Genomic DNA, 23,841 nt, shown 5'->3' with positions numbered 1-23,841 from the left:
GCGCGGTCTTTCGCGGTGGGGCCCGGGCGGTCACACTCGCGGGCGGCTGCTGTAGGGGACGTGCGGGAGGTGAGGGGGAGGCATGGCGAGGAAGCGCAGGCGGCGGTCGGTCGCGCGGCGGAACGCCGTACTGGGGGGCGCGGCCGTGGCGGCGCTGCTGGTCGCGGAGGCGTGGGCGCGCGTGTGGCCGTACGTGGTGGGGGTCGCGGGCATGGGGGCCGTCGGAGTGGCGGCGTGGTGGATGTGGCGCACGGACCGGCTGGCGCGCGGGGCGGACCGGCGGTGGCGGGCGGAGGAGGCGCTACGGCTGGGGCGCCGTTCGCTGGCCGAGGTGGACGCCCTGAGCTGGCAGGACTTCGAGCGCTACGTCGCCGAGCTGTGCCGCCGCGACGGCTGTACGGACGTCACCGTCACCGGCCGGTCCGGCGACCTCGGCGCGGACGTGACGGCGACGCTGCCCGACGGCCGCCGCCTGGTCGTGCAGTGCAAGCACTACGCCCCGCACCGCACCGTGCCCAGCGGCGACGTGCAGAAGTTCATCGGCACGGCCTGGCTGCACCACCGCGCGGACGCCGCGGCCTTCGTCGCCACCTGCCGTTTCAGCAACGCGGCCCTCGCACTCGCGGTCCGCCACCGCATCCTCGCCGTCCACCGCGACCTGCTCGGCCAGTGGAACACCGGCACCCCGCTCCTCGCGCTCTACCCCCTCAACGGCACCGCCCAGGGCCCCCGCCCCACGCGCTGAGCGCCCCGCCGTTGCCGAGCCGGCGAATCTTGGGGACGAGCCGTCTTGCTGCCAGACTGATCGCATGCAGGACAACTCTTTCTCCCTCACCCGCGTCCGGCTCAAGCACTACCGGAGCATCGCGGCAGCCGACGTCGCGCTGGGCAGACTGCTCCTGCTTGTCGGACCGAACGGGTCCGGGAAGAGTAACTTCCTCGACGCATTGAGGCTGCTTTCCGAATCCCTGCAAACATCTCTGGACCAGGCTCTGCGGAGCCGCGGGGGAGTCGCGGAAGTACGCCGGAGGTCGACCGGGCATCCGACCCACTTCTCGATCGATCTGGAGTTCGGAGGTCTGGACTACCGCGGGGAGTACGGATTCGAGGTGGCCGCAGTGAAAGACGGCGGCTTTCGTATCTCGCGCGAGCACTGCAGGATCTCTTATGACGCGTCACCCGGCGAAGGCGTCGCGAACGGCGATGCCGGATTTCGGGTCGAGAACGGGCGGCTGGCGGACGCTTCCGAGCCGGTGATGCCGCCGGTGAGCGAGCAGCGCCTGTACCTGGTGTCGGCTGCCGGCATCGACGCGTTCCGGCCGGTGTACGACGGTCTCGCCGGCATCAGCGTCTTCAGTCTGAACCCGGACGTCATACGGCAGCCCCAGACGCCGGACTCGGGCGATTTCCTGCACCGTGACGGCTCCAACATCGCCAGTGTCCTGCACCGCCTGGAACGCAGTGCACGCGGCCGGGACGACAAGGGCCGTATTGAGAGCTATCTGCGGCTCATCGTCCCTGGAATTCACAGCGTCGCCCGCTCCGATCTGGGAACCTGGGAAACTCTGGAGTTCGCCCAGGACGTGCCGGGGTCGAACAATCCGTGGCGTTTCCGGGCGCAGTCCGTCTCCGACGGAACTCTTCGCGCGCTCGGTGTCCTCGTCTCCCTCTTCGCGGGCACGGGCAGCACGCTCAGCACCGTCGGTATCGAGGAGCCGGAGAGCGCGCTCCATCCGGCGGCGGCGGGCGTGCTTCTCGACGCGTTGCGCGACGCCAGCGAGCGCCGTCAAGTGATCGTCACCAGCCACAGTCCCGATCTTCTCGACCGCCACGACTTCGATCTCTCCGAATTGCGTGCCGTGCGCTCCATCGGCGGGGAGACCAAGATCGGCCAACTGGACGAGGCGGGCGTTCTCGCCCTTCGCGAGCAGCTCTACACTCCCGGTGAACTCCTCCGGAACGACCAACTGCTTCCCGACGTGACCGCGGCGCCAGGTCCGGGGGCGCAGCGATGACGTCCACCCCCACGGTGGCCCCGATCGTGGAAGGCCACGGCGAGGTCCGAGCGGTACGCGAGCTCATCAGCCGTATCGCCGCGGAGATCTGCGGGACCTGGACGGAGGTCGCCCCATGTTCGGCCTCGTCATCCGGGCGTGGTGCGGGAGGGCTTGGAGGCGTACGAGGGTCTGGGCGGCGGTGAGGGGCGGCGCCGCGGAGGTGGTCGACGTCCTCGGGGTCGTTGGCGGTGCGCGCCCCGAAGACGCGATGTCCTTCGGGGCGCGCGGCAGGGGTTTCGGGTTCAGGCGTTGTAGCCGCCGTGGGCGTCAAGCACCGCGCCCGTGACGTACGACGCGGCGGGGCTCGCCAGGAAGGCGATCGCCGCGGCGATTTCGTCGGGGTGCCCCATGCGTTGCAGGGACAGCGAGCTGAGCAGGGCCTTGAGGGTGTCGGGGTCCGGCGGTTGCATGCCGCTGTCCATCAGCCCGGCTTCCACGACGTTGGCCGTGATGTCGCGGGGCCCGAGGTCCCGTGCGACCCCCATGGTGTACCTCTCGATGCCTGACTTGGTCGCCGAGTAGTCGGCAACGCCCGGGACACCGACCCGGGAGCCAAGTCCGGAACTCACCGTGATGATGCGGCCGCCCGTGCGCAGCACCCGGGAGGCGGCCCGGATGACGGCGATCACGCCGAGGTAGTTGGTGGCGTGCATCCGGTCCAGTGCGGCGGTGTCGGCGTCCGGGTCGTCCACCGTGCGGCCCTGCTCCACCGAGATCGCCGCGTTGTTGACGAGGATGTCCAGACCGCCGAAGTGCGCGACCACGTCGTCGATCAGCGCCGGCGCCCGGCTCGTGTCCGCCTGGTCGGACTTGAAGGCGACGGCCTTCGCTCCCTTGCCCTGCACCTCGTCGACGACGGCCTGCGCCTGCTTCTCGGAGCTGACGTAGGTGAAGGCGACGTCGGCGCCCTGCTCGGCCAGCAGCCGTACGGTCGCGGCTCCCAGGCCGCGCGATCCCCCGGTGACCAGGGCGACCTTGCCCGTGAGTGGCTTGCTCATTCTTCTCACCTCGTTGATTGGTCCGACAGTCGCAACGGTAATTGTTACGACAGTCTGTTGCAACATTCGCTGTTACGACTGACGTATCATGGAGCGTTGCGGCCGAGAGGAGGAGTCCATGAGCGCCAACAGCAGGCTGACCATCGCCGCGCACGCGCTGGCCTGGATCGGCCTCTACCAGCGCCAGGGACATGAGGTCGCCACCTCCGAGCAGATCGCGAGCAGCGCGAACACCAACCCCGTGGTGATCAGACGGCTCCTCGGCGAGCTGCGCAGGGCCGGGCTCGTGGAGTCCCGGCGGGGCGTGGGCGCGGGCTGGTCGCTGGCCCGCGATCTGGAGTCGATGACCCTGCTCGACGTGTACGAGGCAGTGGAACCCGGGCCGCTGTTCGCCATGCACCGCACCACCCCGGACCAGGGATGCGTGGTGGGTCACGGCATCCAGCCGGCGATGCAGAGCATCTACGAGGGCATCGAGGAGACCGTGAGAGCCGAGCTGGCCCGCGTCACCCTCGCGAACGTCCTCCGGGACGTACTCGCGGCATGACGTGATCTTGTTCCCGTGCCGCGCTCCGGCGTGGACACCCGACAGGAAGCGGTTGGGGCGGGCAGTCGAGCGGAGTCAGGCGACGACCCGGGGGTCGGGCCGGAGGCGGGCGGTGAGTTCGGCGACGACGTTCCTGCCTGATCGTCGTCGTAGGAACGCCCGCCGAACTCCAGCCCTTCGAAGGGGCTGGACAGCAGGAATTCCTCGAAGCCGTCCGTGGCCAACCGGACCCACCGGTTGAGCATCTCCGGTAGCGCTTCGAGCTCGGTGTCAGCGAGCTCCGTGTCGAAGTGTCCGGCCTGGTCCTCAGGCAGGGAGCCCCGAATGTCGCGGACAATTCGCAACGGATGGCCCGGCGCCGCAGACCCGGGCGCACGCGCAACGTCGCCCGTCGCACCTGTCACGGTCACCCCCCAGGCGTCTGTCACCCGCCAGGCTAAGAACTCCTGACGAAATGATCTCCAAGGTGGTTGGATTACTCCGGGACTGATGACGTCACCTCAGTGAGACCGGCGTTCTGATGTGGCCGTCGACCGAAGGAGGCGGCACATGGCTGTCGTCATGGATCTGATCTGCTACCCCATCAAGGGATGCGCGGGCACTTCGATGAGCGATGCGCTCCTTACGTCGGCGGGCCTCGCGCACGACCGCAACTTCATGGTCATCAGCGAGGACGGGGTCTACCGCACCCAGCGCCGCCACCCGCGCCTCGCCCTGATCCGGCCCGCCGTCAGCGCCGACGGCGCTCGACTCACGCTCGACTCGGCCGACAAGACGGGCCGTTACGGCACAGTACGCCTCGACGTGACCACGTCCGCGCCGCGCCGCGACGTCGATCTGTTCGGCGCCGCCTTCCAGGGGATTGACCAGGGTGACGACGCCGCCGCATGGCTCTCGGAGGTCCTCGGCACCCCCAGCCGTCTGGTCCGCGTGCCACCGGAGCACGACCGGGTCGCCGACGGCCTGACCCCTGGCCCCTCCGGCTATGCCGACAGCAGCGCCGTGCACCTGCTGTCCCGCGCCTCCCTCACCCTCCTCAACCGGCGGATGGCCGAGCGTGGCGCCCCGCCCCTGTCGATGAACCGCTTTCGCCCGAACATCGTCGTCGACAGCCGCGACGGTCTCGGTCATGACAGCGACGGCGGCGACTGGGCCGCCGTACCGCACGCCGAGGACCGCGCACGCCGCATCACCACCGGCGGGGCCGAGTTGGGCTATGCCAAACTCGCGGTGCGCTGTGCGGTCACTCTGGTTGAGCAGGAGGTTGGAGCGCGGCGGGGGCGGGAGCCCCTGCGTACGCTCGCGGGCTACCGGCGAGCGGCGAGCGGGGGCGTAGTGTTCGGCGCGAAGTTCTCCGTGATACGGCCGGGGAAGCTGTCAGTCGGCGACGAGGTGGTCGTCCAGGAGTGGGGCGACGCCGAACGGTAGGAACACCTAGTGCGATGACTTCAGGCGCCGCCAGCAGATCAGTGCGCACCCAAGGGTGAGGAAGGCTTCGTGGATGTCGTCGCGGATCTCCCAGCGGATCCGCAGGCGGCGGAACCAGTGCAGGTGGGCGAACGCGCGTTCCACGACCCAGCGTTGGGTGCCCAGGCCAGAGCCGTGCTCGGTGCCGCGGCAGGCGATCAGCGGCTTCACGCCGAGATCCCAGACCAGTCGGCGGTACTTGTCGTGGTCGTAGCCGCGGTCGCCCAGCACGACGTCCGGGCGGCGGCGGGGCCGGCCGCGTTTGCCCCGCACGGGCGGCACGGCCTGGAGCAGTGGGATCAGCTGGGTGACATCGTTGCGGTTGCCACCGGTCAGGGTGGCGGCGAGCGGGATGCCGGTGGCATCGGTGATCAGGTGGTGTTTGCTGCCCGTCCGGCCCCGATCGACGGGGCTTCGTCCGGTCTTGGGCCCCCTTTAGCGCCCGGATGTGGGGGCCGTCGACGGCCGCCCGGGTGAAGTCGAGGGCGTTCACAGCACGGAGCTTGGCGAGGAGGTCTTCGTGCAGCCGGGGCCACACACCGGCTTCTGTCCACTCGGCCAGGCGACGCCAGCAGGTCATGCCCGAGCCGAAGCCGAGTTCCTGCGGCAGGTGTTCCCAGGATCCCGGTGTGCAGCACGAACAGGATGCCCTGGAACACCAGCCGGTCAGGATGCCGCTTGCGCCCAGGATGTCGGGTCCGACGTTCGACTGTGGGCAGCAGCGGCTCGATCACCGCCCAAAACTCGTCGTCAACTTCCCACGGCTTCAGTCGAGCCACCCCACACCTCGGATCATCGGTCCCGGAGTGATCCGACCACCTCGTGGATCATTTCGTTAGGAGTTCTAAGGCCACCCGCTGTCTCCCCGAGCAGGGATCAGCGCCCGAGCCCGCCCGTCGAGGAGCCCCCGCCCGTCGAGGAGCCCCCGCACCGCAGGGGAGCCGCACAGCGGGGGCCGTTCAGAGGGCCGGGGCGGGGCGGACCGGGTAAGCCGGGAGGCGGGCCTCCTTGAGGGAGGACGGGGAGAGCGAGAGACCGAAGCGCTGCTCCACGACCCCGAGGGTGCGGCGGCGGACCTCGGTGTACGGCTCGTCCTCCGCGGCGAGGAGCGCGGCACCGTCCGGCCGCAGCACCTGCCCGCGTACGAGGTCGGGAACGAGCAGGTCCGGCTCCTGACCCCAGCGCCAGATCTCCTCGCCCAGCCCGAAACCGCACAGCGTCACCCCGTCCCGCGCGTAGAAGACGGTGGCCGGCGGGTGCTCCCGCATCGGCGCGTAGCGGACGGCCTCGGCGCCGAGGCGGGACACCTCCGCCAGCCGCGCCGCACCGCCGGTGTCCCCGTACTCCACGGCGAACGACAAGCCCTCCTGCTCGCCGACCCGGACGACGCCGTCGCCGTCCCCGTCCGCCTCGTACGCCTCGCCGAGGTCCCAGGCTTCGGCGTCCGTGATCGGCTCGGTCACCGCGCCCGGGTCGCCGCCCATGCGTACGGCCAGCTCGTGCGGCGATATCCCCCGCGCGAACACCACCCCGGACATCCAGTGCTCCAGACCGACCAGCCAGCGAATCCCGTCGCCCATGCAACCCGCTCCCTCACCCTGCGGCTGTGTCACCCGGCACGCACCCTACGCAGTGCCACCGACAACGCGGCTTCAGCGGTGCTCGGCGGAGGCCGCTCGCAGGGCGGCCGCCGCACCGTGCGGAACCGGGTCACCGTGCCCGAAGACCGCGGTGTCGACGTCCAGTTCGGCGAGGCGGTGGAGCGACGCGATCGCCCGGGCGCGGTCGGTGTTGAAGACGCCGAGGGCGGTCCGGCCGACGTTGGCGACGGCGTCCCCGGTGAACAGGGCCCGCGGCCCGGGCAGATGGAGAGCGATCGACCCGTCCGTGTGCCCTGGCACCGCCACCACGACGGCCCCGCCGCCGAACTCCAGTACGTCGCCGTCCGCCACCTCGCGGTCCACCGCGCACGGCGGGGCCGGGGGCAGCGCCGGAAGGGCCGCCATCAACGGCACCTCGAACTCCGCGAGGACCGGCGGCGCCCCGGCCGCCTCGCCCCGGATCACCGGTGCCTCCAGGCGGTGGGCCACCACCTCCGCGCCGTGCCGGGCGGCCAGTTCGGCGGCCGAGCCCGTGTGGTCCTCGTGCCAGTGCGTCAGGACGATCCGCCGCAGTACGCCGTCCAGCACCTCGTCGATCGGCGCGGCGCTGCCCACCGCTCCGGTGTCGATCAGGGTCAACTCGTCGCCGTCACGCCACAGATAGGCCGCGCCCACCTCGAAGCGGAGCATGCACAGGCTCGGCAGTACCTCGATCACGTCCATGCCGTCAGTCTGCGCGGCTGCCCGGACGGGCGTACGGCCGTTCGCTGACGGCTCACCGCGGTTCGCTGACGGCTCACCGTTCGCGGTCAGCTCACCGTTCGCGGTCAGCTCACCGTTCGCCGGCGGCTCGCCCTCCGCTGACGGCTCACCGCCGCCCGTCGGGCCCGGGCAGCACCGCCAGCGCGGTCTCCGCGACGTGCCGCACCGTCTCCGGGTCCAGCCCGGCCTTGCCGACCGCCTCGACACCGCGGACCACCGTCAGCAGCAGCGCCGCCAACCGCTCGGGGTCCGCGGCGCTGTCGATGTCGCCGTGGCGCTGGGCGGCGCTGATCTCGGTCCGCAGCAGGGCCAGCAGCGCCGTCATGGTCTCGGCCGAGCGCGCGGCGACCGTCGGATCGTGCTGGGCGAGTTCCGCCGCGCCCTTGGCGAGCAGGCACCCGCGGCGCTCGGCGTCGGAGGCGGTGTTCTCCGCCATGAGGTGCACGTATGCCGACAGCCGGGCCCAGGCTTCCGCGTCCGGGCCGCCGGCCAGCTGCCCTTCGGCCACTTCTACGACCGCGGCGCACCAGTCGCCGAACACCCGGTGGAACAGCTTGCCCTTGTCGCCGAACGCGCCGTACAGGCTGCCCTTGCCCAGGCCGGTCACCTGGGCGATGTCGTCCATCCGGGTCCCCGCGTAGCCGGTCGCCCAGAACTGCTCCCGGGCCCGCTCCAGGACGTGGCGTTCGTCGAACGCGCGTGGTCTCGCCATGGTCCCAGGCTAACCGTTCTTGACTCGATCGTCCATTACTGCCTACGTTGTGGACGATCCATTCCACAACCGAAGGGGTTCGACATGGCAGGCGCGTTGCAGGAGAAGGTGGCCGTGGTCACCGGGGGGAGCAGCGGGATCGGGCTGGCCATCGCCCACCGCTTCGTCCGGGAGGGCGCGCGGGTCTTCGTGACCGGCCGGGACGCCGACCGCCTCGAAGCGGCGGTCGGGGAGATGGGCCCCGCGGCCACCGGCATACGGTCCGACGTCTCGGTCCTGGCCGACCTGGACGCGCTCTACGCGCAGGTCCGCGAGCAGGCCGGACGTATCGACGTACTGGTGGCGAACGCCGGAATCGTCGCGGACGCCGCACTCGGCGCCCACACCGAGGCGAACGTCGACCTGACGCTCGCCGTCAACGTCAAGGGCACGCTGTTCACCGTGCAGAAGGCGCTGCCGCTGCTGGCGGAGAACGCCTCCGTCCTGGTCGTCGGTTCGAGCAACAGCGTGCGGCCCAACGAGCACCTCGAGGTCTACAGCGCCTCGAAGGCGGCGGTCGCCAACCTCGTGCACAACTGGGCCCGGCAGTCGCGGGAGCGCCGGTTCCGGGTCAACGTCCTCAGCCCCGGGCCGACACGGACCCCCGGCCTGCTGAACGCCGCGGGGCCGGACGCCGACCGGTTCGCCGAGGCCGTCGTGCCGCTGGGGCGGCTGGCCGACGCCGAGGAGATCGCGGAAGCCGCCCTCTTCCTGGCCTCGGACGCCTCGTCGTTCGTCACCGGCGCCGAACTCTTCGCCGACGGCGGCTACACCCGGGCCTGAACGACGGCCGGCGGTGCGCCCCCTTCCGGAGCGACGGGGCGCACCTCCGCCCGCGCGGGCGCGCCGTACGAGGGCCGGCGCGCCGCGGTCGCCCGCACCGCCCCAACTCCCGCCCGACACACGCGAATCCGCCCGCCGCCACCTGCGTCCGCCATGGACGCGACAACCGTTCCCCGCTACTCTCACTGCTGTTCCGCCGCCCCACGCACCCCACTGCCCCCACCCGACGTGTGACAACGTTGTCGGGTACATGGCGGCGGAACGGCCCGCGAGAACTCCCCTTACCCCCACAAGGACCAGGAGCCACCGCCATGAAACGTACTGCCGCCTACCTCGGCGCCCTCACCCTGGCCGCCACCGCGTGGACGGTGGGCACGGCCCACGCCGCCCCGTCCTCATCCGGCACGACCACCTCTTCCGGCTCCGTCGAGCGGACCACCTTCTCAACCGCCCAGCAGGACAAGGCGATCGGCTTCTGGACGCCCGAACGGCTGCGCGCCGCCAAGGACGTGTCCAGCCTGACGCCGGCGCAGGCGGCGGGCACGGCCGCGAACACCGGCAGCGCGAGGGCGGGTTCGGCCGCCGACCCGGCCGGACCGGAGGTGAGCGTGCCCCCGGCGGCCGCCCCCGCCTCGCCCACCCGGACCTCCTCCGGCGCGGTCTCCCCGCTGTCGTCGCCCACCGCCTGGACCGGGGGCGGCCTGATCGCCACCACCGCCGGGAAGGTCTTCTTCCAGAACGCGGCGGGCGGCACCTACGCCTGCTCGGCCACCGTCGCCAACAGCGACAACAAGTCCGTGGTCCTCACCGCCGGGCACTGCGTCGTCGACGCCTCGACCGGCGAGGTCTACCAGAACTGGGTGTTCATCCCGGGCTACGCCAACGGCAACCGCCCCTACGGCACGTTCGCCGCGCGCAGCCTCTTCCACGACGGCCAGTACGTGTCCACCGGCGGCAACGCCAACTGGGACTACGGCTTCGCCGCGGTCGGCACCGTCAACGGCAGCACCCTCGTGGACACCGTGGGCGCGCAGGGCATCGCGTTCAACTCGGCGACCGGCCAGCACGTCCACTCGTTCGGCTACGGCGGCTCGGACGCCGAGGGCAACGGCGAGCGGCTGAACCACTGCGAGGGCGACGAGTTCGCCGACGCGGGCCGCGCCGACTCCACGATGTGGGGCATCGACTGCGTGCAGACCGGCGGTTCGAGCGGCGGCGGGTTCCTGGCGTCCTTCGACAGCTCGGCCGGCAGCGGTTACCTGGTCGGCAACATCAGCGTCAGCTCCGGCAGCAATGAGTACCACCCGGTGCTGGGCAACAGCGCGCTCAGCGTCTACCAGCAGGCGGGCGCGGCCTGATGCGTGCGGGCGCGGTCTGAGCCGCCGCTGTGCCCGCGCGCGTTTGTGCGCCGCACCGTGTCCCCGCGGTGCGGCGCACGGCCGACTGCCCCCATGCTGCGGCTACTTGCCCGCGCCGACCGGGTCCACGGTGATCGAGGAGGTGGTGCTGTCGGTCACCGGGACGTTGATCGAGACCGGGACCGTGTGCGAGTGCGTCTCGTTGGGCGGGGTGACGACCATGGACGTGAAGGTGACGCCGCTGCCGCCGCTGGTGTTCTCCGGGTAGTGCAGGGTGAAGCGGGTCTCCTCGCCGGAGGCCAGCGTGACGTCCGGCGCGCTCACCGAGCTGCGGTCGACACTCTGCGTACCGTAGTTGCTCTTGAGGTCGACCCCGGGGAAGCCGTGCATGGTGCAGGTGCCGGCGCCGGTGTTCTTCATGTTGACCAGGATCTCGCCCTCGCCCATCCCGCCGGAGACGCTGAAGGAGAGGTTCGCGGTCTTGCACATGCCGCCGTCTGCGGTGCCCGAGCCGCCGGAGCTGCCGGAGCTGCCGGAGCCCGAAGTGGCCGACGTGCCGGTGCCGTTCGCGGTGCTGGAGGAGGTGCCGCCGGCGGTCGTGCCGGAGGAACCGGAGGAGGAGCCGGAGGAGCCGCCGTCGTCCAGGGTCGAGCCCACCGCGGTGGAGGGCGCCGTGCCGGACGCGCTGTCGGTGTCGTCGTTGCAGGCGGTGAGCGACAGCCCCGCGGCCACCGCGACGAGGGCGACGATCGAGAGCTTCCCAAGACGCATTGCTTCTCCTCCGACATGGTGCCCGCCCCTGCCGAGCGGACCCTTCTGATCTTCCAGGACACCGCCGCCACCAGCGGAGTTCCGCGCCGGACCGCATCAAGACCGCGCTGTGACACACGAGTGGGGTCCCTGTGACGTACGCGGCCGGCGGCTGGGGGAGCACGCCGCCGACTACGGCAGGGCGGCCGCGATCTCGGCCTCGGGCCGGCCGGTGTGCAGGGCGAGCAACTCCGTGATCAGGTCGTCGAGGGGCGGCCAGGGGATCGTGCCGTGGTCGTTGTAGAGGCTGATCAGGCCGTGCATCGCGGTCCAGAGCAGCAGCCCGGCCTGCCACCGCTGCTCCTGTGTGGCCCGGACCCGGTCCGGTGCGGCGGCCGCCGCCAGTGCGTCGATGACGGCCCCGAGCATCTCCGCGCCGGCGCCGTGCTCGGACCGCGGGACGAGGTCGGCCGGCATCCGCCCGCCGAAGAGCGTGCGGTAGGGGCCGGGTTGGCCGACGCCCCAGCGCACATAGGCCGCGCAGCGGGCGACCAGCTCGGCGAGCGGGTCGCGGGCTGGGCGGGCGGCCTCCTCCATCAGCCGGGCCAACTCGTCGTAGCGCAGCCGCAGGACATGCTGGACCAGCGCGCCGAGGTCCGGGAAGTGGCCGTAGATGCTCGCCGGCGCCACGCCGACCTCGCGCGCGACCTGCCGGAGGGTGAGGGTCTCCGGCTGGTCGAGGGTCGCCAGCAGCTTCGCGGCCGCGTCCACCAGCTGGGCCCTGAGCACCTGCCCCTGGCCGCGCGGATTGCGGCGACGGGCCGCGGGCGCGGCCTTCTCCTCGGGCTCGGCTTTCTCCTCGGGTGCCACCTCGCCCCCTTCCGACCAGCGTGAACCGGTGAGCAACGACGGTCCAGCCTACCGCTCGGCCGCCTTGACAGCCGTAACCAACACTTGTTTACTCATGTAGCCAACAGTTGTTCAGTAAAGGCGGACGATCATGCGTATCGCAGTACTCGGAGCGACCGGCCGGACCGGTCGCCTGCTCGTCGAGCAGGCGGCGGAGCGGGGCCACGACGTGGTGGCCCTCGTCCGCGCGCCGGACCGCTACACCCCGCCCGCCCCGGCGGGGCGCAGCCGGGTGGAGGCCCGGCGCGCCGACGTCACCGACCCCGGCGCCTTCCCCGCGCTCGACGACATCGACGTGGTCCTCTCGGCGATCGGCATCGCCAAGGGCGACGGCCCCGGCGCGCTGGTGGCCGGTGCCCGGCGGCTCGCCGAGTCCGGGGTCCGCACGGTGTGGCTCGGCGCGCTCGGCGCGGGGCCGTCGAAGGGGGCCGGCGGGCTGCTCTACTCGGTCGTGATGCGGGTGTTCGTCGGCGGCGAGCTGGCCGAGAAGGCGGCGGCCGACCAGGTCGCGCTCGACGCGGGCGCCACCGTGTTCCACGCCCCCGACCTCGCCGACGGCCCGGTCGCTCCGGCCTGCCGCGTCCTTCCGCTGGCGGACTACCCGCGCCCGTTGCTGCCGCCGCGGATGTCGCGGGCGAGTGTGGCATCCCTCATGCTCGCCGAGGCGGAGAAGCCGACCCCGACTCCGGGGATCGTCGTCCCCCTCGTATGACCCGGGTCGCGCTGGGAACGGGGGAGCCACGCACGGTCGGAGCGCCCCGCCCCCTCTCCACGCGACGTCGACCGTACGTCGTCCCCGGCGGCCGCCCCTCCGCCGCCGGGCGCCGGCCCCCACGCGGCGGCCCTCGGGACGGCGACCTCCCACAAGGCCCGGTCCTCCGACAACCGCGCGCCCCGGCGACCTCGGGGCGCCCGAAGTCAGCGGGCGGCGTCGGCTGGGCGCTTCAGTCGGCGGGTCGAGCTTCTCGCTCAGAAGCCATGGCCGGGAGCGGCCGCCAACTGGCGGCGACATCGCGCATGATCAGAGCGCAGTCCAGGGTCGCGCTCCCCGACGGGAAGGAGGCCGGGTCGTCGAAGAAGGACGACGCGGCCGAGCGAACCCGGCCGGCCTCTACGTGCCATGTGCCGGCCCGCAGTTCCATGCCCTCCAGGTGAGGGCCAGAAGTGGTGGCCGAGAAGCCTTTTGTCCCGCCTCGGAAGAAACGGGAAGCCTCGGCCAGATCGGCGAAGAGCTCGCTGCCTCGGAGCTCGTCGGACGGCTCGACGGTGACGTCCACCCGGGTGTCGCCGTCCCATGTCGCCAGCGCGACGCGCAGCTGACCAGGTGTCTCGTGCACCTCGAAGTGCGCTCGGCCGTGTTCGCCGGGGAAGAGGCGGCCTCCGGCCCAGACGTTGAGCCGCGAGGCGGTGTCGCGTCGTGGGATGTAGACGCCTGACTCGACGCCGTCCTGACCGTCCCACTCGACGGCGATCCGATGTGCCGCGTTCTCGCTCCGCAGGCCGAACGCCTTTGGTGCCCATGCCGGGCGGACATGTCCCAGGCGCAGCAGGCAGATCCCCGCAACCGCGTAGCCGTGCACGAGTTGCGGGCGCAGGGGCCCAGGAAGGAGGCGTGCTGCGGCGTCCGGGGCGACTCGATAGTTCACCAGGAGCCGTCGTTCGATGACGCTGGACAATCGCGGCTGCCTCATGATCCCTCGCTCTGCGCCCCGGCGCGTCATTTGGTGTGGCGACACACGATCTGCTCGGGGCAGACGGTGCTGAGGAACCGGTCGGCACCGGCGACCGCGTCAGAGGTGAGCCGCCTGCCGGAAGTCGCGCGGAGTGATGCCGTAGGCGGCGCGGAAGGAGCGGGTGAAGGTGGCATGGTCCTTGAAGCCGCAGCGGGCGGCGATGGCGTGGATCGGCTCGGCGGGCGTGGAGGCGTCGGCCAGGGCGCGGCGGGCGGCGGCCAGCCGCTGGGCGCGGATGTAGGCGGATACGGTCGCGCCTTCGGTTTGGAAGAGGCGGTGCAGATGGCTTCGGGATATGTGGTGCTGGGCGGCGACGGCACCCGGCGTCAGGTGAATGTCCCCCAAGTTGCGCCGGATGAAGGCTTGCATTTCCAGAATCTTGGTACGTGTGCGGGTTTCCGGAGAGAGGCGGTCGTCGGCGTCGAGGGCGCGCGCGAACAGTCCGGTGACGAGGTCGGTGAGCACCTGGCCGAGTCGGGGGGCCTCGGCGGGAGCGTAGTTGTCGGTGTCGTGCGACACCTGGATGAGGAACTGCGCCAGCAGTAGGCCGATGCCGTCGCGGGCCGACAGGCCCTGTCCAATCACCTGCTGCACCCGGCTCCAGGGGAGGCCGAGCGACGTCCTGGGCAGTTCGACGCCGATGATCTCGTGCTGCCCGGGGTGGCAGTGGATGACGTAGGGCACGGAGGTGTGGTTGGTGTGGAAGTCGTACGGGCCGAGGGCCCTCTCGGAGCGGTCCCACTGGGCCACGCCGCCACCGCGCAGGACGAGGGTGAGATGGCAGCTCTCCGGGTCGGACTGCCGCACGAGCCTGACGGGCCGGTGCCAGGTCAGATGCGGGTAGGCCGCGGGCCACAGCATGGCAGCGCCCAGCGAGAACTGGCGCAGCGTCGCACGGTAGTCGTCGGCGGATTCGCTGGTCAGGTGTACCGGCGCGTGCGTCTGGCCCAAGAGCTGCTGCCATGCGTCGAACCGGTCGGCCGCCGGTAAATCGATGCTGTTGAAGATTTTTACGTCGAGCATCCGGCCCCCCGATGCCTTATGTCTGGAGATACGCCCACCTCGCGAGGTGGAAGGTTCTCTCCCCCCGACCACTACACACCGCGACTCGACGCCCGACAAGAAGCGGTTTCAGCCTGCCTCGCCACTCTGGTGAAGAGGGAACGACGGGCAAGGTCCATGCGCCACCACCGCGGGGCTGCGATCGTGATCGCTGCGTGAAGATCCGAGCCTTGCCGGGATGGTGCGCGGAGGGCCTGCTGGGGACGCAGAGACAAGAAGAAGGCCACTGTGTGCCAAGGCGCAAACCGTTCTGACGGCGATATTTTCATGCGGCGGGAACATATACCGCGAGGAATGCGAATGCGCCGCCGGGAGGGATCTCGGGGGCGCAGATGGGGGAAATGATGAAATTCGCTCGTAGGGCGGCCATCGCCCTGACCGGTGTCGTGATGGCCGGCGGCCTCGCCACGGCGACGGCCGGGTCGGCTTCCGCCACGACCCAGCAGACGGCCATGGCCGGGCGGGTGGCACCGGCCGACTGCGTCATCAACTACGTTCCGGTCTACAACGGCTCCACCTTCGCCGGTGATGCCTTGTGGAACGCCAACCCCGACGATTGCGCGAACGGGGACAACCTCGGGGCCTTCGACGACCTCACCGACGGGTACAGCGTCGTCGCCCACCTGAGCACGGGCCGTCGGGTGGCCACTTCCGGATACACCGCCCCGTCGCCGATCATCTGGAAGGGCGGTGATCTGCCCGAGGGCCACCTGTACCACATGTGGGGGTGCCTGTCGAAGAACGGCGTCGAATCGCAGTGCACTCGGGAATACGACGTGTATTCCTGACAGTTCGCGGATTCTTCTGCTCCCGGGTGACGTCACAGGCGTGAGCTCCGATCCCGAACGACCAGTGCCGATCCCCTCACTCACTAGGCATGAGGGGATCGGCACTGTCGTGGTCGAGCTGTTGTTGCCGTTCAGATGACGCCGAAGTCCACGTCTCCCGAACGGACCAGGTCCAGGAGCGCTCCCCAGCCCTCGTGCGTCACGTGCAAGGCCGGACCGCTCTTGTCCTTCGAGTCGCGGATGAGGATGTCCGCGTGCACCGAGAGCCGGTTGGCCACCTCGACGCAGCTGTTGCCGGTGCCGTCGCTGTACGACGACTTGAACCAGGCGTCCTCAGCGGCCAATTGGCTTGCAGGAACGTACGTGCTCATGGCTCTACTACCTTCGGGCTAGTTCTTGCAGGAACTTGATGGTGTCTTCGAGGCCGAGGGCCAGACCCACCATGGCGTTGAACCGGCGGGTGAACCGGTCCACTTCACGGGGTTTGTCACTGGTCGACACGGCTCCCCAGGCGTTGTCGGTCTGCACACGGGCGGGCAGCCCTCCCAGACCGAGGATGGCGAAGTCGTTCGTGGCGCGGTACCCCCGCTTGAAGGGAAGCACCTGGACCGAGATGTGCTCCTCCTTCGCCAACTCGATAATCTCTTCGTACTGCTCACGCATCACGTCCTCGTCGCCCACCGGGGTTCTCAGCGCTGCCTCGCCGAGGACGATGCGGATGCGGACAGAACCTGCCCGCTCCAGGACCCGCCGCTTCCGCTCAATACGCAACTCCACATTGCGGTGGATGAACTCGCTGGTGTTGTCCTCGATGGGACGCTGTACCTCGAAGAGTGCTCGCGCGTAAGCCTCGGTCTGGAGCAGCCCGTGGATCACCGTGGGGTGGTAGGCACTGATCACCGAGGCCTCGGCTTCAAGGCCCACGTAGTGCGGCATCCCCGCTGGCATGAAGGTCCGGTACTGAGTGATCCACTCATCGCCCGTACCCTCCCGGTTCAGCTCGACCAGCTGCTCGATCAGTGTCTCATCCGTGACGCCGTAGCGCTTCAGGAGTGCGCGTAGATCCCCGGGGTTCCGGCGGAAGTTGAGCTCGCCGTGCTCGATCCTGGCGAGCGACGGTTCCGAGAGGGCCTTGAGGCCCTTGACCGCCGACCTGCGCGTCATGCCGCGCACCCGGCCCTCTTCGACGGGCGGGCAGTTCTCACGCAACTGCCTCAACTGGATGCCCAGCTCCAGCCGTTGCCCGGTCGCCCCACGTTTCGCTGCCATCTGCGCACTGCCCCCATGTCCTGTGTGTGCCGTTCGCCAACCCGTGCACAGTGGCACAGTCACTGCGCACCGTCCACTCGTCCGTGGGCAGGCCTCCGCATAGTCCGTTTCGCTGCTCTCAGAAATTTCTGGAGCGATCCGCTTGCACCATGGAGAGCCTACGCGGCACGGTAGACGAGCCACCGAGAACCGCGGGCTTCAGGCTTCTGACCTGTTCGAATCCGAGCCTGCACCGTTCTGCACGGCGACCCGCACCAGCCCCCGTACCGGCAGCCGGGATAGGAAAAACGCGAGCATGCCAATCACCTCCGCATCAGGGCCGAGCCCCGTCTCCGAGTTGCGCGCAGTGCGCGCGCTCTTCGACGTATCCACCGTCGTCGACGAACTGTCGGTGAGCATCAAGTGCTCTGGGAAAAAGCGGAGTTGTGACAACGGGCCGTCCTTCGCCGAGTGGGTGGGGCGCCTCCGCCGGGTCGGGGCGTACCGGCTCAGCTCGTGCGGTTTGTCTTTTCTTGTGGACGATGCGCAGCTTCTGATCAGTGAGTTGGTGACCAACGGGTTCGAGCACGGCAGCGGCCATCGGATCGTGTTCCGTCTCGTGGTCACCACGGACGTGGTCGTGATCGAGGTGGACGACGGCTCGCCGAACCGGCCCGAGGTTCGTACGGCCGGCGACCTTGAGGAGAGCGGCCGCGGCATGCTGCTGGTCAGCGCGCTCGCCGACTCCTGGGGGATCAGCCCCGACGGGACGCGGACGTGGTGCACCCTCGCGGTTCCGGCTCCGGCTCCGACGCGGCCACGTTCCCGCGCCTGTCTCGAACGGACGCCCAAGCCGCCGTAGCCACTCCAGCCCCGCTCCGGCGGTCCGCCAGCAGACGTCACTGACCGACCACGAACGAACAGGAACCCAGCACCATGAAGCCCGCGGTCCCCGCGCCCACTGCTTTACCCGCCACCGAGCCCGACGCCACGCCCGCCGTGGACACCGAGACCACCGGCGCCCCTCAACTCGCCCGCGCGAACGCGTTGTTCGCGGCCGGTCAGGTCAGCGCCCGGGCCCTGTACGCCCACCACCTCGCGTTCCTCCGCGACAAAGCCGGCCTCTCCCTCCAGGGACTGGCCGACCAGTGCCACTACGAGCAGTCCTACCTCCACCGCCTGGAAACCGGCGGCCGCCTCGGCACCCTCACCGTCGCCCAAGCCCTCGACCGCTACTACGGCACCGGCACCCTCCTCGCCACCCTCTGGCGCCTGGCCAAACGCGAAGCCAAACACGCCGCAAACGGACTCACCGCCCTCGAAGCCGCCGCGACGAGCATCCAGGAATACGCCCTCACCACCATCCCGGCTCTGCTCCAGACGCCCGCCTACGCCGAAGAGCAGTTCGCCACCACCAGCCCGCAGTCGGCGGAGGCCCTGACCGCGCAGATCGAGGCGCTCCGTGAACGCCAAGCCCGCCTCACCGAGCCCACACCGCATCCGGTCCGCTACCGCGCTGTCCTCGACGAGTTGGTCCTCCACCGCGCCGCCCGCAACCCCGCCACCTGGGACGGCCAACTCGACCACCTCATCACCACCGCCCACCACCCCAACATCACCCTCCAACTCCTCCCCCTCCACGCCGGCCCCCACGACCTACGCGGCCCCCTCCACCTCCTCACCTTCCGCGCCCGCAACCCCCTCGCCTACGCACACGGCACCCTCACCGACCACACCACCGACGACCCCGACGACATCGAGGAACTCACCCGCCAGTACGACCAACTCCGCGACCTCGCCCTCACCCCCGCCCAGACCATCGAACACCTCCACACCCTCCGCACCGCCCACGCCGGCACCACCTGATGGGAGCCGCCGGGGATTGCCGTTCCCCCCACATGGCCCGGTTCGGGAGATTGACATGTTCATAGCCAATCGCGATCCTGTGGAAATGTGGGCGCCCGGCTGTTGACCTCTGTGCGGACGCGGTGGAGGAACGGGGAGCCCGCACGGTCGGAGCGCCCCGCCCCCCTCCACGCGACTTCGACCGGGCGTCGTCCCCGGGCGGCGCCCCTCCGCCGCCGGGAGCCGGCGTCCACGCGGAGGCCCGACCCTGGAACGGGACGATGAAACTGCTGCGAAGTCTCCACAGCGGGCTGGCGTTCGCCCTGTGCGGTGCGCTGGCCACGGTGCTGTCGCTGTTGTCCCCCGCACCCGCGCACGCCGCCCAGACCACCATCCACAACGCCGACCCGAGCGTCATCCGGGTCGGCAGCACCTACATCTCCGCGGAGTCCTCCGGCGGCGGCATCGCGGTGCGCGAGGCGTCCTCCCCGGACGCCCTCGGCGCGGCGACCTCCCACAAGGTCTGGTCCGACACCGCGGGCCGCGGCGAGGTCTGGGCGCCGGAGATCGTGGTGGACAGCGGCCGCTACTACATCTACTTCACGTCCGGCACCGGGGCGGCCCACCGGATGTACGTGATCAGCTCCGCCACCGCCGACAGCGGCTACGGCACCGAGACCGAACTCGCCCTGCCCGACGACAAGTGGGCCATCGACGGCAACATGTTCACCTTCAACGGGCAGCGCTGGTTCGTCTGGTCCGGCTGGGCGGGCGACACCAACGTCGAGCAGAACCTCTACATCGTGAAGATGAGCAGCCCGACCACGCCCACCGGCGCGCGCTACATCATCTCCCAGCCGCGCGAGAGCTGGGAGCGGGTGGTCGGCAACCCGTACATCAACGAGGCGCCCGCGGCCATCAAGGACCCCAACGGCCAGCTGCACATCGTCTACTCCGCCAACGGCAGCTGGAGCGACCAGTACTGCATGGCCGACCTGCGGCTGCGGGCCGGCGGCGACCCGACGTACGTCTGGGACTGGTACAAGTCCAACGGCTGCCTCTTCGGCTCCCACGCGGCCACCATGATGTCCGGCTGGGACCCGACGCTCTACGTGGACGGGCCCGGCAGCCACAGCTTCGTGCTGCTCAACGGCGACATCGGCACCAGCCCGCCGGCCGGCCCGAAGTTCCCGCTGATGTTCACCGCGGTCCCCAAGGGCACCGCCTACTCCTGGTCCAACCGCTACTGGTTCAGCGGTTCCTTCTGCTGGTGGGGCAACACCACCTACACCCGGGCCAACGTCCCCGGGGCGACCAGCGACACCGGCTTCAGCCTGAAGTTCTTCGAGTAGCCGCACCGCCGTACGACCCGGCCGCCGTACGACCCCGCCGCCGGTGCGGCCCCGACTCGGGCCGCCCGGCGACGGGTTGCGTCTCCAGGCCGCGCGCGTCCGCGATCACCGCACCTGCACGGTCACCGCACGTGCACGGTCACCGTGACGGTCTTGAGCACCGCCGGCAGCTTTGCCGTGTCGACCTTGAGGATCTCGCCGTTGTCGGTCGCGCCGGTGGACGGGATCGTCTTCTGGTGCACGGTCCACTTGCCATCGGCGTCGACGGAGATGGTGTCGATGCCGAAGTCGTCGTCGTTGGACAGGTAGAGCGTCCGGCCCCCGTCCGTGGTGGCCACGCCCTCGACCTTGTCGTGCGCGAAGAAGGCGCCGGTCGGGTCGAGTTGGCTGACCAGGGTGCCGACGTTCAGGTAGAGCTGCTTCTGCGCGACCCGCACGCCCGCGCCGGTCAGCGCGGTGAGCGCGTCGTTCGTGCCGTCCTTGCCGACGAACGCCTCGGGCGACTTGCCGTCGATGGTCAGGCCGCTGACGTCGGTCGCGCCGTTGAGGTCGACCTCGTACAGCTTCTTCTGCGCGAACGGCTCGAAGTCGCCGTCCCGCTCGTCGACCAGGAACTTCGTGCTGGACAGCGCGGTGATCTCGCTGCTGGCGTCGCCGGTGTCGTCCGGGTCGTCCAGCAGGTAGAGATACTGCTTCGTCTGGTACGTGTGCAGGTCGACCGTGAGGATGCGGGTCGCCGCGACCTTGCTCGCCTTGGTGCTGCCGAGGTCCGGCTGCTGGAGCGCGGCCTGCATCACGCCGACCAGGGTGGAGCCGTCGGGGGTGATCGTCAGCCCCTCCATGCCCTTGTTCTTCAGGCGGTCGGCGAACTCGGCCGGCAGGTAGCCGAGGATCTTGTGGTACGCGTTGTCCGGGCTGTCCTTGTACGGCGTGAGCCGGCCCAGTTCGTAGCCGTTCGCGTCGAAGTGCGTGAGGTAGGGGCCGTACTCGTCGGAGACCCAGAAGGTGCCGTCGGCCATCGCGACCAGGCCCTCGGAGTCGTAGCCGTACGGGTCGTTCGCGACGGGCTGCGGGGTGCCGCCGGCCGCGTTCGTCGCGTCGACGTCGTCGATGACCTCATTGGTGTCGTGCGGCGGGCGGCCGCTGTAGGCGACGCCGCCCAGGGCCTTCGGACCCTTCAGGGTGACCTTCCTGACCAGCTCCGCCTTGCCGTCCACGAGCTTGAACTCGCCGATCTGCGGCGTGAAGTCGGGCAGCACCTCCGACTTGTTGCCGTCGGGGGCGTCCGCGTTCGGGCCGCGGTCGGTCAGGCCGTAGAAGTAGCCGGACCTGCCGGGCACCGGCGCCAGCGAGGAGCCGTAGCCCTCACCGGAGATCTTCGTGGTGGTGCCGTCGGGGCCCGCGACCGTCGCCAGCGGCGCGAGCGCCTTGCCGTTCGCCTGCGTGTCCTTGAACAGCTGCACCGCGTCGCTCGCGGTGTACGTGAAGGTGTCCGTTCCGGTGAAGCCGGCCTTCGGGGTGTACGTGAAGGAGCCGTCCGCGTTCACCGTCGCGGTGCCGTGCGACGGGTCGGTGTGGCGGACGACCGCGGTCGCACCGGAGTCGTTCCGCAGCACGTTGCCGGTCACCGCGCCATGGCCGGAAAACGTGTCCGCGGTCGCGTCGAAGTCGTGCGACGGCGCCGAGAGCCAGCCGTGCGCCTGAGCGGTGAGGGTGCCCGCACCCACCACGGCGGCGGTGGCGGCGAGCGCCACGGCAACCCGGGCGCGCCTGCGGGAGAAGGGTCGCGAAGTCATGTGCCGAACCTGTCGGCCCGCGGTGAACTGCCCGTGGACACCTGGTGAACCCTGCGACCGAAAAGATCCGGCCACCGCGGGCCGCCCTGGCCGGGCGTACGCGCCCGCGAACGCCGCGCCCGCGCACCGCCGTTAAGGGTTCGCGGCGGCCGGTCCGCCGACCAGCAGGACGATCTTGCCGCGGACGCCGTTCTCCCCGGCGCGGTGCGCGTCGGCGATCCGCTCCAGCGGGAAGGTCCGCACCGCCGGCGGCGTGAAGCGGCCGGCCTCGACCAACTCCCCGATGCCGTCGAGCGCGTGGAGCGCGCGTCCGCCGTCGCCGCTGCTGAACACCACGCCGTGCTGCCGGGCGCCCGCGAAGTCGGCGACCGTGACCACGTGTTCGGGGCCGCCGGTGAGGGCGACGAGTTCGGCCAGCACCCCGCTGCCGGCCACGTCGAGCGCCAGGTCGACGCCGCCGGGCGCCAGCGCGCGGACCCGTTCGACCAGACCGGCGCCGTACGCGACGGGTTCCGCGCCCAGCGCGCGCAGGCGGTCGTGGCCGGCCGGGCTCGCGGTGCCGATCACGCGCGCGCCGCGCGCCGCCGCGTACTGCACCGCGGCGCTGCCGACGTTGCCGGAGGCGCCGTTGACCAGCAGCGTGTCGCCGCTGCCGACGCCGAGCCGGTCGAGCGCGCGCACCGCCGTCTCGACGGCCGCCGGCAGCGCGGCGGCGCCGGCGAAGTCCAGCGACGGCGGGATCGGCGCGTAGGCGGACAGCACCGCGGACTGCGCCTGCGCGGCGCCGGCGGTGCAGAAGCCGAACACCCGGTCGCCGACGGCCGTGTCGCGCACACCCTCGCCCAACGCGTCGACGACGCCCGCCGCTTCGTAGCCCAGGGTCTGCGGCAGCTCCTGGTCCATCCCGCCCGCGCGCTTCTTCCAGTCGCTCGCGTTGACACCCGCGGCGCGTACCGCGATCCGGACCTCGCCGGGCCCCGGGTGCGGCTCCGGCAGGTCCACCAGCTCCAGGACCTCCGGGCCGCCGAACCGGCTGAAACGGGCCGCCTTCATCATGTGCTCCGATCCCGGCACCGTCCGCACGGCGCCGCTTGACCCGGTGGGCGGGCCACCCACTACATTAGGTGACTACATTGAGTCGCACAAGGAAGACGGGAGCCAGGCCATGCCCAGGACCGGAGCGCGCGGCGGGCCGCAGACCCGCGCGAGGATCGCGGAGGCCGCGGCCGGGCTCTTCCTCGAGCGCGGATACGACAATGTGACGGTCGCCGAGGTGGCCCGCGCGGCCGGCGTCTCCAGCGTGACCGTCTTCAACCACTTCCCGCGCAAGGAGGACCTCTTCCTCGACCGCGGGGAGGAGGCCGCGCGGCTGCTGCGGGCGGCGGTCCGCGACCGCGCCCCGGGGGTGGACGTGCGCACCTCCCTGCGCGACACGGTCGGGCGGCTGGCCGCCGCCCGCCACCCGCTCTCCGGCCTGGACGACCGCTCCATCCCGTTCTTCCGCACGGTCGCGGGCTCGCCCGCGCTGATCGCCCGCGCCCGTGAGATCGCCGCCGGCCTCCAGCGGGACCTCGAGGACGAACTCGACCGGGACCCCGCCTTCGCGGGCGACGCGGCCCTGCTCGCGGCCTTCTTCGTCGCCGGCTACGGCGCCGTCCTCACCCGCGCCGCCCGCCGTCTGACCGCCGGCGAGCCGCCCGCCGAGGTGATCCCCGACCACCGCGCGCACCTCGCCCGGCTCTTCGACGCGCTCGACCACGGCCTCACCCCGCGCGCCTGAGCCGCCGGCGGTACGGGGGCTTCAGCGGCGGTGCAGGGGCTTCAGCGGCGGTGCAGGCGCCAGCGGCGGTTGCGCGGGTCGTCGCGGTAGTAGGGGCCGCCCATCATGAACAGCAGCAGGGCGACGCAGATCGCCATGATCAGCAGCGAGACGCCGATCGTCTCCAGAGCGCGCATGAGGCACCTCCTTCGGGCCTTCGCCTGCCCGGGGGCAGACCCCGGGCCGTACGGGCCCGCCTCTCCACGCTCCCACGG

General features: G+C 71.0%; 25 protein-coding genes and 1 pseudogene. 12 read left to right on the top strand and 14 right to left on the bottom strand.

All coding sequences use genetic code 11. From position 1 onward, the window contains the following. Positions 1-82: 82 nt before the first annotated feature. Positions 83-745, top strand: a complete 663-nt coding sequence (locus AC3EVP_RS20055; RefSeq protein ID WP_435131525.1) for a restriction endonuclease — start codon at positions 83-85, stop codon at positions 743-745. A 64-nt stretch (positions 746-809) separates the two neighbouring features. Continuing rightward, positions 810-2,015 carry an AAA family ATPase gene (locus AC3EVP_RS20050; RefSeq protein ID WP_435131524.1) on the top strand — a complete coding sequence of 402 codons (1,206 nt, stop codon included), beginning with the start codon at positions 810-812 and terminating at the stop codon, positions 2,013-2,015. 284 nt (positions 2,016-2,299) lie between these two features. Here AC3EVP_RS20050 and AC3EVP_RS20045 read toward each other — a convergent pair whose 3' ends face one another. Continuing rightward, entirely contained in the window at positions 2,300-3,055 is a 756-nt protein-coding gene (locus tag AC3EVP_RS20045) for an SDR family NAD(P)-dependent oxidoreductase (protein WP_335983794.1), read from the bottom strand. A gap of 118 nt (positions 3,056-3,173) precedes the next feature. On the opposite strand from AC3EVP_RS20045, the gene AC3EVP_RS20040 reads away from it, so the two are divergent. Both AC3EVP_RS20040 and AC3EVP_RS20035 read left to right on the top strand, forming a co-directional pair. Further along, entirely contained in the window at positions 3,174-3,602 is a 429-nt protein-coding gene (locus AC3EVP_RS20040) for an Rrf2 family transcriptional regulator (protein WP_335983796.1), read from the top strand. 549 nt (positions 3,603-4,151) lie between these two features. Further along, a complete protein-coding gene (locus tag AC3EVP_RS20035) occupies positions 4,152-5,030 on the top strand; it encodes an MOSC domain-containing protein (RefSeq protein WP_435131522.1) in 879 nt (292 codons plus the stop codon). 6 nt (positions 5,031-5,036) lie between these two features. Here AC3EVP_RS20035 and AC3EVP_RS20030 read toward each other — a convergent pair. From AC3EVP_RS20030 to AC3EVP_RS20015, 4 genes and pseudogenes are all read right to left on the bottom strand, one after another. After that, positions 5,037-5,848: pseudogene (locus AC3EVP_RS20030) on the bottom strand (IS5 family transposase). A 180-nt stretch (positions 5,849-6,028) separates the two neighbouring features. After that, positions 6,029-6,649 carry a DUF6461 domain-containing protein gene (locus tag AC3EVP_RS20025; RefSeq protein WP_435131520.1) on the bottom strand — a complete coding sequence of 207 codons (621 nt, stop codon included), beginning with the start codon at positions 6,647-6,649 and terminating at the stop codon, positions 6,029-6,031. 72 nt (positions 6,650-6,721) lie between these two features. After that, entirely contained in the window at positions 6,722-7,393 is a 672-nt protein-coding gene (locus AC3EVP_RS20020; protein ID WP_435131519.1) for an MBL fold metallo-hydrolase, read from the bottom strand. Positions 7,394-7,538: 145 nt separating this feature from the next. After that, positions 7,539-8,144, bottom strand: coding sequence for a TetR/AcrR family transcriptional regulator (locus tag AC3EVP_RS20015; protein ID WP_435131517.1), 606 nt, complete (start codon positions 8,142-8,144; stop codon positions 7,539-7,541). 84 nt (positions 8,145-8,228) lie between these two features. On the opposite strand from AC3EVP_RS20015, the gene AC3EVP_RS20010 reads away from it, so the two are divergent. Then, positions 8,229-8,966 (top strand): SDR family NAD(P)-dependent oxidoreductase, encoded by a 738-nt coding sequence (locus AC3EVP_RS20010; protein ID WP_335983806.1) that lies wholly within the window; start codon positions 8,229-8,231, stop codon positions 8,964-8,966. A 311-nt stretch (positions 8,967-9,277) separates the two neighbouring features. Then, entirely contained in the window at positions 9,278-10,324 is a 1,047-nt protein-coding gene (locus tag AC3EVP_RS20005) for a trypsin-like serine peptidase (RefSeq protein ID WP_435131515.1), read from the top strand. Between the two features lie 102 nt (positions 10,325-10,426). Here the strand turns inward: AC3EVP_RS20005 and AC3EVP_RS20000 are convergent, their stop codons facing one another. Together AC3EVP_RS20000 and AC3EVP_RS19995 are read right to left on the bottom strand one after the other, a co-directional pair. Beyond that, positions 10,427-11,095 carry a DUF4232 domain-containing protein gene (locus AC3EVP_RS20000; RefSeq protein WP_435131513.1) on the bottom strand — a complete coding sequence of 223 codons (669 nt, stop codon included), beginning with the start codon at positions 11,093-11,095 and terminating at the stop codon, positions 10,427-10,429. Positions 11,096-11,266: 171 nt separating this feature from the next. Beyond that, complete coding sequence (locus AC3EVP_RS19995) at positions 11,267-11,944, bottom strand: TetR/AcrR family transcriptional regulator (protein ID WP_435131511.1); 678 nt, start codon at positions 11,942-11,944, stop codon at positions 11,267-11,269. A gap of 130 nt (positions 11,945-12,074) precedes the next feature. Between AC3EVP_RS19995 and AC3EVP_RS19990 the strand changes: the two genes are divergently transcribed. Further along, entirely contained in the window at positions 12,075-12,695 is a 621-nt protein-coding gene (locus tag AC3EVP_RS19990; protein WP_435131510.1) for an NAD(P)-dependent oxidoreductase, read from the top strand. A 232-nt stretch (positions 12,696-12,927) separates the two neighbouring features. Here the strand turns inward: AC3EVP_RS19990 and AC3EVP_RS19985 are convergent, their stop codons facing one another. Continuing rightward, a complete protein-coding gene (locus AC3EVP_RS19985) occupies positions 12,928-13,674 on the bottom strand; it encodes a DUF2071 domain-containing protein (RefSeq protein WP_435131509.1) in 747 nt (248 codons plus the stop codon). 99 nt (positions 13,675-13,773) lie between these two features. After that, positions 13,774-14,739: a helix-turn-helix transcriptional regulator gene (locus tag AC3EVP_RS19980; protein WP_435131507.1), complete on the bottom strand. Its 966-nt coding sequence runs from the start codon at positions 14,737-14,739 to the stop codon at positions 13,774-13,776. Between the two features lie 380 nt (positions 14,740-15,119). On the opposite strand from AC3EVP_RS19980, the gene AC3EVP_RS19975 reads away from it, so the two are divergent. Further along, positions 15,120-15,566: a hypothetical protein gene (locus AC3EVP_RS19975; protein WP_435131506.1), complete on the top strand. Its 447-nt coding sequence runs from the start codon at positions 15,120-15,122 to the stop codon at positions 15,564-15,566. A gap of 131 nt (positions 15,567-15,697) precedes the next feature. On the opposite strand, the gene AC3EVP_RS19970 is transcribed toward AC3EVP_RS19975, so the two are convergent. Together AC3EVP_RS19970 and AC3EVP_RS19965 are read right to left on the bottom strand one after the other, a co-directional pair. Next, a complete protein-coding gene (locus AC3EVP_RS19970) occupies positions 15,698-15,937 on the bottom strand; it encodes a DUF397 domain-containing protein (RefSeq protein ID WP_435131505.1) in 240 nt (79 codons plus the stop codon). A gap of 7 nt (positions 15,938-15,944) precedes the next feature. Further along, complete coding sequence (locus AC3EVP_RS19965) at positions 15,945-16,835, bottom strand: helix-turn-helix domain-containing protein (protein WP_435131503.1); 891 nt, start codon at positions 16,833-16,835, stop codon at positions 15,945-15,947. Positions 16,836-17,130: 295 nt separating this feature from the next. Here AC3EVP_RS19965 and AC3EVP_RS19960 point away from each other — a divergent pair, with 295 nt between their 5' ends. The 3 genes from AC3EVP_RS19960 (at position 17,131) to AC3EVP_RS19950 (ending at position 20,011) form a co-directional block, all read left to right on the top strand. Further along, entirely contained in the window at positions 17,131-17,676 is a 546-nt protein-coding gene (locus tag AC3EVP_RS19960; protein WP_435131501.1) for an ATP-binding protein, read from the top strand. A gap of 74 nt (positions 17,677-17,750) precedes the next feature. Next, positions 17,751-18,680 (top strand): helix-turn-helix domain-containing protein, encoded by a 930-nt coding sequence (locus tag AC3EVP_RS19955; RefSeq protein ID WP_435131499.1) that lies wholly within the window; start codon positions 17,751-17,753, stop codon positions 18,678-18,680. Between the two features lie 260 nt (positions 18,681-18,940). After that, positions 18,941-20,011 (top strand): glycoside hydrolase family 43 protein, encoded by a 1,071-nt coding sequence (locus AC3EVP_RS19950; RefSeq protein WP_335981051.1) that lies wholly within the window; start codon positions 18,941-18,943, stop codon positions 20,009-20,011. A 122-nt stretch (positions 20,012-20,133) separates the two neighbouring features. Here the strand turns inward: AC3EVP_RS19950 and AC3EVP_RS19945 are convergent, their stop codons facing one another. Both AC3EVP_RS19945 and AC3EVP_RS19940 read right to left on the bottom strand, forming a co-directional pair. After that, positions 20,134-21,807 (bottom strand): esterase-like activity of phytase family protein, encoded by a 1,674-nt coding sequence (locus tag AC3EVP_RS19945; protein WP_435131497.1) that lies wholly within the window; start codon positions 21,805-21,807, stop codon positions 20,134-20,136. Between the two features lie 132 nt (positions 21,808-21,939). Beyond that, positions 21,940-22,860 carry an NADP-dependent oxidoreductase gene (locus tag AC3EVP_RS19940; RefSeq protein ID WP_435131550.1) on the bottom strand — a complete coding sequence of 307 codons (921 nt, stop codon included), beginning with the start codon at positions 22,858-22,860 and terminating at the stop codon, positions 21,940-21,942. Between the two features lie 112 nt (positions 22,861-22,972). Between AC3EVP_RS19940 and AC3EVP_RS19935 the strand changes: the two genes are divergently transcribed. After that, positions 22,973-23,587, top strand: coding sequence for a TetR/AcrR family transcriptional regulator (locus tag AC3EVP_RS19935; RefSeq protein WP_335981049.1), 615 nt, complete (start codon positions 22,973-22,975; stop codon positions 23,585-23,587). Between the two features lie 41 nt (positions 23,588-23,628). On the opposite strand, the gene AC3EVP_RS19930 is transcribed toward AC3EVP_RS19935, so the two are convergent. Next, positions 23,629-23,763 (bottom strand): hypothetical protein, encoded by a 135-nt coding sequence (locus tag AC3EVP_RS19930; protein ID WP_335981048.1) that lies wholly within the window; start codon positions 23,761-23,763, stop codon positions 23,629-23,631. Positions 23,764-23,841: the final 78 nt, after the last annotated feature.

This window comes from Actinacidiphila sp. bgisy144, from assembly GCF_057708105.1.
The sequence above is the reverse complement of the archived record's forward strand: the minus strand, read 5'-3'. Positions and strand labels throughout refer to the sequence as shown.